12 protein-coding genes and 1 pseudogene are annotated in these 14,993 nt (G+C 54.0%); 8 read left to right on the forward strand and 5 right to left on the reverse strand.

Annotated elements, in window-relative coordinates; translation table 11 throughout:
- Positions 1 to 43 precede the first annotated feature (43 nt).
- A complete protein-coding gene (locus VGK14_RS10675) occupies positions 44 to 481 on the reverse strand; it encodes a MarR family transcriptional regulator (protein WP_331509071.1) in 438 nt (145 codons plus the stop codon).
- A 284-nt stretch (positions 482 to 765) separates the two neighbouring features.
- On the opposite strand from VGK14_RS10675, the pseudogene VGK14_RS10680 reads away from it, so the two are divergent.
- Positions 766 to 2,201: pseudogene (locus VGK14_RS10680) on the forward strand (IS1182 family transposase).
- Positions 2,202 to 2,397: 196 nt separating this feature from the next.
- On the opposite strand, the gene VGK14_RS10685 reads toward VGK14_RS10680, so the two are convergent.
- From VGK14_RS10685 to dnaA, 4 genes are all read right to left on the reverse strand, one after another.
- Complete coding sequence (locus VGK14_RS10685) at positions 2,398 to 3,276, reverse strand: cyclopropane-fatty-acyl-phospholipid synthase family protein (protein ID WP_331509072.1); 879 nt, start codon at positions 3,274 to 3,276, stop codon at positions 2,398 to 2,400.
- Positions 3,277 to 3,730: 454 nt separating this feature from the next.
- Complete coding sequence (gyrB, locus tag VGK14_RS10690) at positions 3,731 to 6,121, reverse strand: DNA topoisomerase (ATP-hydrolyzing) subunit B (protein ID WP_331509073.1); 2,391 nt, start codon at positions 6,119 to 6,121, stop codon at positions 3,731 to 3,733.
- A gap of 55 nt (positions 6,122 to 6,176) precedes the next feature.
- Positions 6,177 to 7,277, reverse strand: a complete 1,101-nt coding sequence (dnaN, locus tag VGK14_RS10695) for a DNA polymerase III subunit beta (protein WP_331509074.1) — start codon at positions 7,275 to 7,277, stop codon at positions 6,177 to 6,179.
- A gap of 201 nt (positions 7,278 to 7,478) precedes the next feature.
- Complete coding sequence (gene dnaA / locus VGK14_RS10700; protein ID WP_331509076.1) at positions 7,479 to 8,837, reverse strand: chromosomal replication initiator protein DnaA; 1,359 nt, start codon at positions 8,835 to 8,837, stop codon at positions 7,479 to 7,481.
- Between the two features lie 166 nt (positions 8,838 to 9,003).
- Between dnaA and rpmH the strand changes: the two genes are divergently transcribed.
- The 7 genes from rpmH to VGK14_RS10735 all read left to right on the forward strand — a co-directional run.
- Positions 9,004 to 9,138 (forward strand): 50S ribosomal protein L34, encoded by a 135-nt coding sequence (gene rpmH / locus VGK14_RS10705; protein ID WP_109014937.1) that lies wholly within the window; start codon positions 9,004 to 9,006, stop codon positions 9,136 to 9,138.
- 12 nt (positions 9,139 to 9,150) lie between these two features.
- Positions 9,151 to 9,549, forward strand: coding sequence for a ribonuclease P protein component (rnpA, locus tag VGK14_RS10710; RefSeq protein ID WP_331509078.1), 399 nt, complete (start codon positions 9,151 to 9,153; stop codon positions 9,547 to 9,549).
- Positions 9,521 to 9,730: a membrane protein insertion efficiency factor YidD gene (gene yidD / locus VGK14_RS10715; protein ID WP_331509079.1), complete on the forward strand. Its 210-nt coding sequence runs from the start codon at positions 9,521 to 9,523 to the stop codon at positions 9,728 to 9,730. Before rnpA ends, yidD begins: the two co-directional genes overlap by 29 nt.
- Positions 9,731 to 9,745: 15 nt before the next feature.
- Entirely contained in the window at positions 9,746 to 11,368 is a 1,623-nt protein-coding gene (yidC, locus tag VGK14_RS10720) for a membrane protein insertase YidC (RefSeq protein WP_331509080.1), read from the forward strand.
- Positions 11,349 to 12,695, forward strand: coding sequence for a tRNA uridine-5-carboxymethylaminomethyl(34) synthesis GTPase MnmE (gene mnmE / locus VGK14_RS10725; protein ID WP_331509082.1), 1,347 nt, complete (start codon positions 11,349 to 11,351; stop codon positions 12,693 to 12,695). Before yidC ends, mnmE begins: the two co-directional genes overlap by 20 nt.
- Before the next feature lie 114 nt (positions 12,696 to 12,809).
- Positions 12,810 to 13,736: a restriction endonuclease gene (locus VGK14_RS10730; protein WP_331509083.1), complete on the forward strand. Its 927-nt coding sequence runs from the start codon at positions 12,810 to 12,812 to the stop codon at positions 13,734 to 13,736.
- 228 nt (positions 13,737 to 13,964) lie between these two features.
- A partial coding sequence (locus VGK14_RS10735; RefSeq protein ID WP_331509084.1) for an FAD-dependent oxidoreductase occupies positions 13,965 to 14,993 on the forward strand: 1,029 nt, incomplete at its 3' end.

The following is a 14,993-nucleotide window of genomic DNA, read 5'->3' on the forward strand; positions in this document are numbered from 1 at the left end:
CAGTGCAGTGCGATTGCAATACCGGAATAGCGTGCTGGTGTGTTCATGACTGCGTGCGCTTCAATACGCTTCTCAGTTTCTGCAGCTGCGACTGGATTTGCTGTAATTCGTCCGGATGTACATCGGCGAGCGCTTTTCCAACGTGGTCGAGATGCTTGGGGAAAATTTGGGCGAACAACGCTTCGCCCATAGGAGTCAATTGCACAATCTGGCTTCTGCCATCGGTGGGCGAAGCGATGCGCTGCACGATTTTTTTCGCCTCAAGCCGATCTACCACGCCAGTCAGGGTTCCCTTGGTTATCAGCGTTTTCTCGCCCAACCGCTTGAATGTCATGCCCTGAGTATTGCCCAAGGTGGCAATGATATCGAATTGCGAAGGTGTAACGCCCAAAGTGCGTATATGCCCCGCCCCGAAGGACTCAAAGGCCTGATAACAACGCACCAGTTCGCGTAAGGCAGGTAAAAAAGGATAGCGCGACATGCCGTGCAAGGTCATATAGTTCTAATACGAACCATAATAGTTCTAATGCGAACAATATGTCAACGAAAAATTAATTTCTTCAAACTCTGGCAGATATCCGGGGCGTAACCCCACGCGAAAGCATGCCAGAAATTGTTCAGAACATCATGCTGGCAGCTCCTACCACTCATTTCGCCAGTTTGGCTCAGGCAATTCTCCACCGGGAAGCTGACTTTATCGGCCCAGACTGTGTAAAAACGTGGTTCCCAATATAATGTTGATACGGCATTGTTTGGGGATCCCAGATGAAACGTTTCGTTCAAGGCGAATGCAGGACTCAAGCGACGCTGCTTCCGGAACTACTCGATGACTATATCAGCGAGAACAACGCCGTTCGAGTGGTTGATGTCTTCGTCGATGAGCTGAACCTTGGCGAACTGGGATTTGAAGGCGTCGATCCAGCGGCAACCGGTCGGCCCTCTTATCACCCCGCAGTCCTTCTGAAGATCTACATCTACGGCTATCTCAACCGCATTCAATCCACCCGGCGTTTGGAACGTGAAGCACAGCGCAACATCGAGCTGATGTGGCTGACCGGTCGCCTGATGCCAGACTTCAAGACAATCGCCAACTTTCGCAAGGTCAACGGCAAAGCGATCCGTCATGTTTGCCGTCAGTTCGTCATCCTGTGCCGTCAGTTAAACCTGTTCTCCGAGGCATTGGTGGCCATCGACGGCAGCAAGTTCAAAGCCGTCAACAATCGCGACCGCAACTTCACGGTTGCCAAGATTGAGCGGCGCCGGCAACAGATCGAAGAAAGCATTGCGCGGTATCTGTCGGCGCTCGATACGGCAGACCTGGCGGAACCCGAGATCGCAGCAGCCAAGACAGTTCAATTGAACGACACGATTGCGATGCTGAAGCAGCAAATGGAACAACTGCGAGAGGTTGAGCAAAGATTGCAGGCCACGCCGGACAAACAAATCTCTCTGACCGACCCCGACGCGCGCTCCATGGCAACCAGCGGACGGGGTAGCGGCATGGTTGGCTATAAACGTTCAGACGGCGGTCGACACGGAGCACCATCTGATCGTGGCACACGAGGTCACCAACCAAGGGCATGATCGCACGCAGCTAGCCAACATGGGCACGCGGCCAAAGTCGCCATGGGAATGACGGAACTCGATGTCGTTGCCGATCGCGGCTACTTCAGCGGTAATGAAATCCTGGCCTGTGAAGCCGGCGGCATCACGCCCTTTGTGCCCAAGCCGATGACATCGGGGGCCAAGGCTGATGGCCGGTTCGGCAAAGAGCAATTCATCTACGACATCAACAGCAACGAGTACCAATGCCCTGCGGGCAGTCGGCTGATTTGGCGATTCGCGCGCATTGAGGCCGGGCATGACATCAGTCGCTATTGGAGTTCCGATTGCCCACGGTGCCCCATCAAGGCGCAATGCACGCCCAGTGATTATCGACGGGTCAGCCGCTGGGAGCGTGAGGCGACATTGGAAACCATGCAGAAGCGACTTGATCGTGCGCCGGAGATGATGCGTATCCGACGCCAAACCGTTGAGCATCCCTTCGGCACCTAAAGGCATGGATGGGCGCCCCGCATTTCCTGACCAGGTCACTGGATAAGGTGAGCACCGAGATGAGTCTTCATATACTCGCCTACAATCTTAAACGTGTGATGAAAATCCTTGGCCCAGGCGTCTTGATGGAGGCAATGAGGGCCTGAGGCCCTTGTTATTGCGTGCGTTGTGGCGACTTCAAGGATTTCGTCGCCGAAGTCACCTCAAGGATGAGCAAGGCGTTCACTGTACGCCATATCAACTGGATTTGCCCAGCATTTGCGGTCGGCCAGCCCACGTTTCTGCATTGGGAGTTTTTACACAGCCTGGACCCTTATCAGTCATTCGAATAAAGAAAAATACCTATTTTGATAATATTCTCAACGGCTTAACTCTAGATAACGACGCTTGATATAAGTCGACATAGCCGGTCCCAAAACAACGTCGAGCTGAGTCAAAATAGGTTCGATAGTGATCAAAAAGTTCCTGCCCATAGCGCTCAACGATGTTGTCTTTATTGAGCACCAGTCTACTGTTCCATTCAGATAACGTGCGCGCGTAATCCAATCCAATTCGACGAACTGCTGAAATCTCATACTTGTCGATCATTGCAGCCTGAATATCGCTTATGGAAGGCAAAGCTGACCCCGGGAACACCTTGTCAAGCAAGTATCTTGAATCTCTCAGTTCAGATACAGAGTTCGGCGCCCTGTTGATGACAATGGTCTGAAGTCCAATCTGTGCATCAGATGTTGAGATGCTTTGGCACCAATCAAAAAATGATCTGTAAACATCACGTTGACGAGATGCGGCGTGATTTTCAAACGAAGCGAAATGCTCAAAAGCCCCAATAGAAATAATCGAGTCAAACTTACGTTCCGGAGGCGAATAGTCCTGCCAAGCGCTTAACTCAACCGAGAGTCTCTGGTCTGGATTGCTTTTAACGTATTCGAACTGCTCCGTGCTTAACGTCAATCCATGAACATGTGTGTCTGGATACTTTTCCACGACACGCTTCATTAGCCCACCCCAACCGCAACCAATATCAATGACGTTGTGACCCTGTTGCACATTGGCATAGCGGCACAATCTATCCAGCTTATGCTCTTGTGCCCGATCTAGATCTACGGCGCTCTTCCATACCCCGCAACTATAGACACGGTATTTCTTATCCAGGAACAGTGCAAAGAAATCATTATCCACGTCATAGTGGTGCTCAATATCTGCTTTTGATGCCATCATTTATCCTAGGATTAACTAATTTTTCGAAGCGCTTGCGCCGGCATCCGTCAGCAATTTTTATTGGGGTGGGTATTTCGCAGGCACACGGATATGTCCAAATTGAATATGTAATCGTTAGTCTTGGTGTACCAAAGAAGGAGTCAATTTTTTGGATGGCGTTATTTGGGATACGGTTAAATTTAAATTCATGTAGTTTTTTCCCTCTCCAAAAGTATAACCTCAACCCATTTCATCATCCTTATCTCTATAGAATTCCGTTAATCAATCATATTTAAAGAATAAGCCCCAAATGCGTGATGGCATCTTGGGGCTAAATTTTTAGTGTTACCTAGGCTTAGGTACACACATCCTTAAAAATAAGGCGTACGGCAGTATGTTTGTATTAAGTCATTGTTTATTATTTAATTTTTCATAAGTGAGATTTTTGTCACTTATTCTGAGAACCTACAAACAACTAGACGTCCAGGTTATTGACACCCAAGGCATTATTTTCAATGAATGCCCGGCGCGGTTCGACCTGGTCGCCCATCAGCGTAGTGAAGATTTCGTCTGCGGTGATTGCATCCTCGATCTGCACCTTGAGCAGCCGTCGAATCTGAGGATCCATCGTGGTTTCCCACAATTGCTGCGGATTCATTTCACCCAAACCTTTGTACCGCTGGATGTTGAGATTGCTGCGAACTTCGTCCAGCAGCCAGTCCAAAGCTTCCTTAAAAGTGACCACGGCTTTTGTTTTTTCGCCGCGCTTGACCGTAGCTCCTTCGCCCAGCAAACCCTGTAGCAGATCCGCGGTTTTTCTGATTTGGCGGTAATCGCCGCTGGCGAGCAACTCGCTGTTGAGAGAGATGCATTGCAGATTGCCGTGGACGTACTTGTTGATTTCCAGGCGATAACTGGCGGTTTCCGGGTCATAGGCAATGCTGACTTGGCTTTGGGTGCCGGCCAGCTGGCTACGCAGTGATTCCGCCGTGGCGTGGGCTGCCTGCTCGGTGCCGAGATCGAACGTCTGCATATCCAGCATCGCTCGCAGCACTGCCTCTTCGTACAGCGGCGCCAATCGTTTGATCACCGCTTCGGTAAGGAACATCTCTTTGGCAATCAGGCGCAACGATTCTCCGGATAAAACATCGCCACCCTTCCTGATCAGCAGTTCTGCGCCATTGAGCGCCGACTGCAACAGGTGCTCGTTGAGTTCGTGGTCGTCCTTGAGGTATTTCTCTTCCTTGCCCTGCTTGACCTTGTACAACGGCGGCTGTGCGATGTAGATGTGGCCGCGCTCGACCAGTTCCGGCATCTGGCGATAGAAGAAAGTCAGCAGCAAGGTCCGGATGTGCGCACCGTCGACGTCGGCGTCGGTCATGATGATAATGCGGTGGTAACGCAGCTTCTCGACGTTGAAATCGTCCTTGCCGATGCCGGTGCCCATCGCGATGATCAGCGTGGCGATTTCCTGCGAGGAGATCAGTTTATCGAAACGTGCTCTCTCCACATTCAGAATCTTGCCCTTGAGCGGCAGAATGGCCTGGAATTTACGGTCCCTGCCCTGCTTGGCCGAGCCGCCGGCGGAATCACCCTCGACCAGGTACAGTTCGCATTTGGAAGGGTCGCGCTCCTGGCAGTCCGCCAGCTTGCCGGGCAATCCCAGACCGTCCATTACCCCTTTGCGCCGCGTCATTTCCCTTGCCTTGCGGGCAGCCTCGCGGGCGCGGGCGGCATCGATAATCTTGGAACAGATGATCTTGGCATCTATCGGGTTTTCCAGCAAAAACTCGGAGAGTTTTTGCGTGACCACTTCCTGCACCACGGGCTGGACCTCGCTGGAAACCAGCTTGTCTTTGGTCTGCGATGAGAATTTTGGTTCTGGTACCTTGACCGAAAGAACGCAGGTCAGGCCTTCACGCATGTCGTCGCCGCTGGTGTCGACCTTGGCCTTTTTGGCCAACTCGTTCTGCTCAATGTAGTTATTGAGCGTGCGCGTCATCGCCGTGCGCAAGCCCGTCAGGTGACTGCCGCCGTCGCGCTGCGGGATGTTGTTGGTAAAGCATTGCACGGTTTCGGCATAGGAATCGTTCCACTGCATCGATACCTCAACCGTCATCCCCTCTTTCTCGCCTACCGCGTGGAACACCTTGGGATGCAGCACGGTTTTGCTGCGGTTCATGTATTCGACGAAGCCGCGCACGCCGCCAGCGTAGGCAAAATTGTCGCTCTTGCCGTTGCGCTGGTCTATGAGTTCGATTTTTACGCCGTTGTTCAGGAACGACAGTTCGCGCAGGCGCTTGGCGAGAATCTCATAATGAAATTCGATATTGCTAAAGGTTTCGGTCGAAGCCATAAAATGCACTTCGGTGCCACGCCGTTCGGTAGTGCCGGTTTCAGCCAGCGGCAATACGCGCTCTCCGCGGTGAAACTCCATCTGGTAAACCTTGCCGCCGCGGCAGATACGCAGACGCAGCCAGTCGGAAAGTGCGTTGACGACAGACACGCCCACGCCATGCAAGCCGCCGGAAACCTTGTAAGAGTTCTGGTCGAACTTGCCACCGGCGTGTAGTTCGGTCATCACGATTTCCGCTGCGGAACGCTTGAGTTCGTCATCTTCCTTGATATCTGTCGGTATGCCGCGGCCATTATCGGCAACGCTGATGGAGTTGTCGGGATGAATAATGACCTTGATGTTGTCGCAATGTCCTGCCAACGCTTCATCGATAGCGTTGTCGACTACCTCGAAGACCATGTGATGCAGACCGCTGCCATCGGAAGTGTCACCGATGTACATGCCGGGGCGCTTGCGTACGGCATCCAGGCCTTTGAGGATTTTAATGCTTGAGGAATCGTAATCAGTCATGGTCTGGTTTCACGTGAAACAATAGGGTTTAAATCTCTTTATCTTATTGAATTTACTAAATTCGCATCGGCATGACAACGTAGCGATAGTTACTGTTGTCCGGTATTGTTACCAGGCAACTGCTATTGGCATCCGCAAACGAGAATTCGACAGTCTCGTTTTGAACGTTGTTGAGTACGTCTATCAGGTAGGTCACATTAAAGCCGACATCCAGCGGATCACCAGCATAGCTGATTTCAAGTTCTTCTTCGGCTTCTTCCTGTTCGCTGTTGCTGCTGACCAGACGTAAGCTGTTGGCTCCCAGCACCATACGAATGCCGCGATATTTTTCATTGGAAAGAATGGAAGCGCGTTGCATTGCCTGCAGCACTGTAAGGCGGTTAATTTCGAATTTATTCTGATGGCCGACAGGAATCACACGATTATAGTCCGGAAACTTGCCGTCGATCACTTTGGAAATCAACCGGATATTGGAAAAGGTAAAGTTGGCCTGACTGGAGGAAATTTCAATGACGATCTCATCGTCGGTGTCATCCAATAATTTGATAAGTTCGGTCACCGTTTTACGCGGGAGGATGATTTCCTGCTTATCGAAGCTCTGTTCCAGATCGGCGCAGATATAACTCAAGCGGTGCCCGTCAGTGCCAACGACATGCAACCGCTCGCCGTTTACTTCCAGGAGCAGGCCATTAAGATAGTAGCGAATGTCCTGTTGGGCCATTGAAAACTCGACTTGGCGCAGCAATTGGCGAAAAGCCTTTTGTGCCATGCGCAACGTAAGCTGGGTATTCGGTGTGCGCGTCATCGTCGGATAATCCGATGCCGGCAAAGTCTGCAGGTTGAATTTGCTGCGTCCCGTGCTTACTTGTAATCGTGAGTCTTGATCTGCCAGTTTGATCTCGCTACCTTCCGGCAAAGAGCGACAGATATCCAGTAACTTTTTGGCGGATACCGTAGTCGCGAACGGTTCAGTCGCAGCATTTTCTACCGACATTGAAATTTGCATTTCAAGATCGGTCGCAGTCAATGAAACAGTTCCATTGACTCCTTCCAGTAACAGATTGGAAAGAATAGGCAGCGTATGACGTCTTTCGACAATTCCATTGACGGCAGAAAGCGGCTTAAGCAGGGTGTCACGATTGATATTGATCTTCATATATACACCTTGATAACAGATAATAAGGCGGCAGCAAACCTGTAGATAAGTTAATTTTTTATTTTAAATCAAAATGCTTCAATACCATTAACACGGTGATGAAGCTCTCTATAAGCTGTGAATTGATTCTGCACAGATTTTTCTGAATTTCAGAATCATAAATTTATCCCCAGTCCGTCCACAGCAATATGCACGGCTTGCTCAGTCCCCACGCAATACTTGCAACAACACATTGAACTCTTTTGCTAGCGCGGGTTCTGTTGTTTTCAAGCTATCAATTTTTTTGCAGGCATGCATCACGGTAGTGTGGTCGCGTCCGCCAAAAGCTTCGCCAATCTCGGGAAAACTGCTATTGGTCAAATCTCTCGCCAACGCCATGGCGACCTGGCGAGGCCGCGCAATATTACGCGAGCGCTTTTGGGAGTACATCTCTGCCACTTTGATCTTGTAATAGTCCGCAACAGTTTTCTGAATATTCTCTATCGTTATGGACTGTACGCGACCGATAATATCCTTGAGTGCCTCCTTGACCAAAGTCGTATCGATGGGCTTGCCGGTAAAATTGGCCATTGCCATCACACGATTAAGCGCACCTTCCAGATCGCGCACGCTGGAACGGATGTGCTTGGCGATCAGAAAAGCGACGTCTTCTTCCAATTTAACTTTGGCGGCGTGCGCTTTCTCGATCAGGATGGCTACACGCATTTCCAGTTCCGGCGGTTCCACCACCACGGTCAACCCCCAGCTGAAGCGGGTTTTCAGCCGGTCTTCGATACCGCTGATTTCCTTGGGCAAGGTATCGCAGGTGATGACGATCTGCTTGTTAGCCCCGATCAAGGATTCGAAAGCATAAAAAAACTCTTCCTGAGTGCGGCCCTTACCGGCAAAAAACTGGATATCGTCGATCAGCAACAGATCCAGCGAGTGATAGCGTTTCTTGAATTCGTCGAAGGCCTTGTGTTGGTAGGCTTTGACGACATCGGACACATACTTTTCCGCGTGCAGATAGCCGATTCTGGCATCGGGATGCTGTTCGCGCAGATGATTGCCGATCGCCTGAATCATATGGGTTTTACCCAACCCTACGCCACCATAGACGAATAATGGGTTGTATGCACCGCCCGGATTTTCTGCCACTTGCAATGCCGCGGCGCGCGCTAGTTGGTTGGCTTTGCCAGTCACGAAATTATCGAAGGTCAGGGAGCAATTCAGGCCGCTGTGATCGCTTTTGCCGGTGATTGCGAGTTTGGTTTTTTTTGCGGTTGCCGATGCCGGAGGGGCTATTTCGACGACGGGCGCTGTAGGGATGCCCGCTTCGGCTTCGGAATCGCCCAGAACCAGCTCCACCAGGATGGGCCGCGAAAAAAAATCCTGGCCCAGTTGATGAATACGATCCAGGAACTTTTCCTTGATTGATTGCATCACATAGCGGTTGGGGGCCACAATACGCAGACAGTCATTGTTGTCGTCAAGCTTCAGCGGCTTGATCAGCGTGTTGAACTGCATTGCTGACAGTTCACGCTCAAAACGGCCGAGACAGGCAAACCAGAAGTTTTCCATAGAGGACGGGATTTAATTAAACACCTGATTTTCTTGGACCGATGATTTTAGTCTTTTTAGGGTGAGTTATCCACAGCCGACGAAAGATAATTCGATTGACAAGCAAGGCGATTGCGGGGTTTAATTACGCCCTTTTAAGTTTTAAGTTATTCGAAAGAGGTTCGCGATGAAACGTACTTACCAACCTTCCAAGGTTCGCCGCGCCCGCACCCATGGTTTTCTGGTGCGTATGAAGACCAAAGGTGGCCGTGCCGTCATCAATGCGCGCCGCGCCAAGGGCCGCGCCCGCCTCGCAGTATAAGTTCGGCGAAGCGTGGTTGGCTACGGCTTCCCCAGCCGATATAAACTAAAAAAAACGGATGAGTTTTCATCCGTTTTTAGTTTCCGGCGGCGTATTTTCGGGGATTGCCTGGCCCTGCATTACCAGCCCAACAGCTTGGGCCATCCCAGACTGGGTATTGTCGTAGGCAAGAAAACCGCGCGCCGCGCCGTAGCGAGAAACTACATGCGGCGCGTTTTGCGTGAATGGTTCCGGCTGAATCGCGAGACATTGGACGGGCTGGATCTGGTGGTCAGGGTGCAGAAGTCTTTTGGGCGCGCCGAATCCGGTCTGGTTCGGGAAGAGCTGCAGCGATTGCTGAACAGGCTGCAAAAAATGACTGGTAAAACGCAGGATAAAACAGATGGCGCGTCTGCTGATCTGGCTGGTTAAGGCTTACAGGTTGTTGCTGAGTCCGCTGCTGGGCAACAATTGCCGTTTTTCCCCCAGCTGTTCGCGCTATGCTATTGAAGCGCTGGGCAAATATGGAGCCTTGCGAGGTGGCTGGCTAACGCTTCGTCGCGTGCTACGATGTCATCCATGGCATGCTGGCGGGTACGATCCCATACCGTAACAATTTAGAGAATCTATGGACACTCAACGTCTGATCCTGTTTCTGGTCTTTTCCTTTTCCATTTTGTTGCTGTGGGATAATTGGGAGCGGCAGCATGCGCCGCAGCCGGCTGCACAAACCCAGCAAGCTCGGGTTCAGGATGTCCCGGCGGGAACCGTCAAGGCTAATCAGGCTAACGTTGCTGCCCCTGTCGCTGAGGCATTTTCCCTGCCTGCCGGCCAGAAAATCCATGTAAAGACCGATATGGTCGAAGCGGATATCGATACCCAGGGTGGCGATTTGCGCCATCTTGAATTGCTGCATCACAAAGCTACCGAAGATAAGAACAAGAATTTCGTATTGTTCGATGACCGTAGCCAGTCTCGTCTGTATGTTGCCCAATCGGGGCTGATCGGCGCGGACTTACCCACCCACAAGAGCGCATTTACCGCACAAGCCAACAATTATGAGTTGGCCAGCGGCAGCGACAAGCTCGAAGTGCGCCTGTCCTGGAGGAACGACGCCGGCCTGCAGGTGGACAAGGTCTACACCTTCCACCGCGGCAGCTACGTGGTCGACCTGCGCTATGACATCCATAACGGCAGCGCGGCGCCGCTTGAGCCTTCGGCTTACTTCCAGCTGGTGCACGACAGCGAGTCCAGCAAGGGTTCGGCGATGATGCCGACGTTCTCGGGTGCGGCTTTTTATACCGAAGCCGACAAGTATAAAAAGCTCAAGTTCGACGATATGAAAAAGAGCAACCTGTCGAAGAACGCCAGCGACGGCTGGATCGGCATGGTGCAGCACTATTTCGCCAGTGCCTGGATCCCCAAATCCGGTGCGGGCCGCGAGTACTACACCAAGGACTTGGGCGGCAACCTGTATTCGGCGGGTGCCGTCACGCCCGTGGGCGCGATCGCGCCAGGCGCTTCCGGCAGCGTAAGCGCCCGCCTGTATGCCGGTCCGCAGGAACAGAAGCACCTTAAGGAGGCGGCGCCCGGCCTCGAATACACGGTCGATTACGGCTGGCTAACCGTGATTGCCTCGCCGCTGTTCTGGGTGCTGACGATGATCCAGAAGCTCGTGCACAACTGGGGCGCGGCGATCATCCTGCTCACGGTGCTGCTCAAGCTGCTGTTCTTCCCGCTGTCGGCCGCCAGCTACAAGTCCATGGCGCACATGCGCAAGGTGGCGCCGCGCCTGCAGCAGATCAAGGAACGCTACGGCGACGACCGCGAGAAGCTGCACCAGGCGATGATGGAGTTGTACAAGACCGAAAAAATCAACCCGATGGGCGGCTGTCTGCCGATCGTCGTGCAGATACCGGTGTTCATCGCGCTGTACTGGGTGCTGCTGGGCAGCGTCGAGATGCGCCACGCGCCGTTCATATTGTGGATACAGGATCTGTCGGCGACCGACCCCTACTATGTGCTGCCGATCCTCATGGGCGCGACCATGCTGATCCAGAGCAGCCTCAACCCGCCGCCGCCGGACCCGATCCAGGCCAAGGTGATGAAGATCATGCCGGTAGCGTTCAGCGTGTTCTTCTTCTTCTTCCCGGCGGGCCTGGTGCTGTACTGGCTGGTGAACAACATCCTGTCCATCGCGCAGCAATGGGCGATCAACCGCTCCATCGAAGGTGCCGGCAAAAAAGCCTGATGTAATCGCCGCCATCGCCACCGCACCCGGCCGCGGCGGCATTGGCGTGGTGCGGGTCTCCGGGCCCGATCTGGCTGAACTGGCGCGGGCGATTCTGGGCACATGCCCTGCCCCGCGCCATGCCGCGTATCTTGATTTTATTGATGCCGACGGTTCTGTCATCGACCGCGGCATCGCGGTCCACTTCCCCTCCCCGCATTCCTACACCGGCGAAGACGTGCTCGAATTGCAGGGCCACGGCGGCACCGCTGTCATGCAGCGCTTGCTGCAGCGCTGCCTGGACCTGGGCGCACGCCTCGCCGAACCGGGCGAATTCACGCGCCGCGCCTACCTCAACGACAAGCTCGACCTGGCCCAGGCCGAAGCCGTGGCCGACCTCATCGAGGCCTCTACCGCGCAGGCCGCGCAGAGCGCGATGCGTTCGCTTTGCGGCGAGTTCTCCGGGCATATTCACGCACTGCGCGACAAGCTCATCAACTTGCGCATGTACGTCGAGGCCTGCCTGGATTTTCCCGAGGAGGACATCGATTTCATTGCCGAGGGCGGCGTCGCAGAAAAACTCGCGACGGTCGCCGGCGAGCTCGAGGCCGTATTCTCCAGCGCAAGACAGGGGAATTTGCTGCGCGAAGGTATACACATCGTCCTCATCGGCCAGCCCAACGTCGGCAAATCCAGCCTCATGAACCAGCTCGCCGGCGAAGAGGTTGCCATTGTCACCCCGATCGCCGGCACCACGCGCGACACCATCAAGAGCGAAATCCATATCGAAGGCGTGCCGCTGCACATCATCGACACCGCCGGCTTAAGAGAAACCGCCGACGAAGTCGAACAGCAAGGCATCGCCCGCACCTGGCGAGCCACAGAAAACGCGCAGATCGCGCTAATTCTCGTCGACGCAGCCCACGGTGTCACGGCAACCGAAAAATCGATTCTGGCCCGCCTGGCGACGGTTTCCCAGCAAGTGTGGGTGCACAACAAAATCGACCTCACCCAATCGCAGCCTCAAATTGTCGAGCAGGCAGGCGAGACCCATATCCATCTCTCCGCTAAAACCGGAACCGGCATCGACCTGCTGCGTAGCCATCTGCTTCAGCTCGCCGGCTGGCAGGCGGGCGGCGAAGGTGTCTACATGGCAAGGGAACGCCACCTGCGCGCGCTGGCTCAAGTCAGGGAATGTCTGCAACGCGCTGCCGACAACCTCAAGCAGCCGGAACTGCTGGCTGAGGAGCTGCGCCTGGCGCAGGAATCGCTCAACGAAATTACCGGAGAATTTACGTCCGATGATTTGTTAGGCGAGATTTTCAGTCGCTTTTGTATCGGCAAGTGATTGTTTCACGTGGAACAATATGATTGCCAATGGCTTATGCCAGTAGTAGGCTACATCAAATTTCGTTAGCCCCCATTTATGCGGCACGTGGGCTGGCTTCACTAGGAATCGGTGATGCTTGGTTCTGAATTTTCCCGATGGATTAATCCTGTGCTCAAAGCTCTGAGTGAGCTTGGGGGATCAGCGCGCCCTCGCGAAGTTGTAGAGCTAGTCGGGAGCAATGAACGCGTTGCCGACGAAGTGTTAGATCAAATCAATCCGGCAGGCGGGCAGCGCTTTCCCAATCAGGTCCATTGGGCACGGTTCTATCTTGCTGAAGCAGGTTTCATCGATCGTTCCCGCCATGGTGTGTGGAAGCTTACAGAAAAGGGTGCAAAAATTGGACAACTCGACGAAGCTGCCATCAAAGCGCTTGTTGACGAAGTTCAAGAACACTCGAGGAACCCAAAAGTGGCTGGCCCAATGCCGGTTCGGGAGGAGCAGGAAATCACCACAAGGCCAGCCCCCGCTCGCGAGCCTGCACAACCAGAAACTAGCGCGACCGTTTCATCTGAAGAATTGGCCCCAGAGCAAGAGGGCGGTGACTATCGGTCTCGGCTTCTAGAGATACTGCAAGCACTTCCACCAGCTGGCTTCGAACGCCTCTGTCAACGGCTCCTTCGCGAGGCGGGATTCGAGCAGGTGATTGTGACCGGGAAGAGCGGCGACGGAGGCATCGATGGTCATGGCATATTGTCGCTGAATGCCTTCGTGAGTTTTCGTGTCCTGTTTCAGTGCAAGCGATATGTAGGTTCGGTGACACCAAGTCAAGTGCGTGACTTTAGGGGAGCCATGCAGGGGCGTGCAGATAAGGGCTTGATTCTAACTACAGGATCGTTCACCTCAGAAGCTCGGCGCGAGTCCTCCCGAGATGGGGCACCTCCAATCGAATTAGTAGATGGAGAGAAACTGATTGAGCTCTTTGCCAAACTCGACCTTGGATTGCGCCCAGTGACAACTTATGACATCGATGACAGCTTCTTCGCTGAGTACCGCAAGTAGGCCGCTATTGCTGACGGTGGCCGCTAGCCTCATGTGAGTGGTGCTTTCCCAAGCAGTGGAGCCAGATTGGTTTGGATTGGCGAGCCGAGTTAGGCTCAAAATGGATTCTTGTAAGGCACACCAGCCAACTTGTTCCACGTGAAACATCCCTAATTTGCCTGACAACCCCACCCCCTTTGCAGTATCATGGGCGCCTTTTCCGCAGTATCTGGATGACTTGCGCACATGATGCAATTTCCTGAAATATTTGACGTTATTGTGGTTGGCGGTGGTCATGCCGGGACCGAGGCTGCGCTCGCGGCTGCCCGCATGGGGCGCAAGACGCTGCTGCTGACGCATAACATCGAGACCTTGGGGCAGATGTCGTGCAATCCGTCCATCGGCGGCATCGGCAAGGGTCACCTGGTCAAGGAGGTCGATGCGCTGGGCGGCGCGATGGCGGCGGCGACCGACGAAGGCGGCATCCAGTTTCGTATTTTGAATTCCTCCAAGGGCCCGGCGGTGCGTGCGACGCGGGCGCAGGCCGACCGTATCCTGTACAAAGCGGCGATCCGCCACCGGCTTGAAAACCAGCCCAATTTGTGGCTGTTCCAGCAGGCGGTGGACGACGTGATTCTCGACGGCGGGCGCATCGCCGGCGTGGTGACGCAGATCGGCTTGAAGTTTCATGCCAAGGCGGTGGTGCTAACCGCCGGGACTTTTCTCAACGGCTTGGTGCATGTGGGGTTGGAGAATTATCGCGCCGGCCGCGCCGGCGATCCGCCGGCCATTTCCCTGGCTGCGCGGCTGCGCGAGTTGAACCTGCCCGCGGGGCGGCTCAAGACCGGTACCCCGCCGCGCATCGATGGCCGTACCATCGATTACTCCGTGCTCGAAGAGCAGCCGGGCGACGACCCGGTGCCGGTGTTTTCCTTCCTTGGGCATCCCGGGCAGCACCCGCGGCAGATGCCGTGCTGGATCGCGCATACCAACGAGCGCACCCATGACATCATCCGCAGCGGCTTGGATCGTTCGCCGATGTATACCGGCGTGATCGAGGGCGTAGGGCCGCGCTACTGCCCTTCCGTCGAAGACAAGATCACGCGTTTCGCGGGCAAGGATTCGCATCAGGTATTCCTCGAGCCCGAGGGGCTGACTACCAATGAAATCTACCCCAACGGCATTTCCACCAGTCTGCCGTTCGACGTGCAACTCAATTTAGTCCGCAGCATCCGTGGGCTGGAAAATGCGCATATCCTGCGTCCAGGCTACGCCATC

Origin of the sequence: Novimethylophilus sp., from assembly GCF_036504375.1 — a bacterium.
Lineage (GTDB): Bacteria > Pseudomonadota > Gammaproteobacteria > Burkholderiales > Methylophilaceae > Novimethylophilus.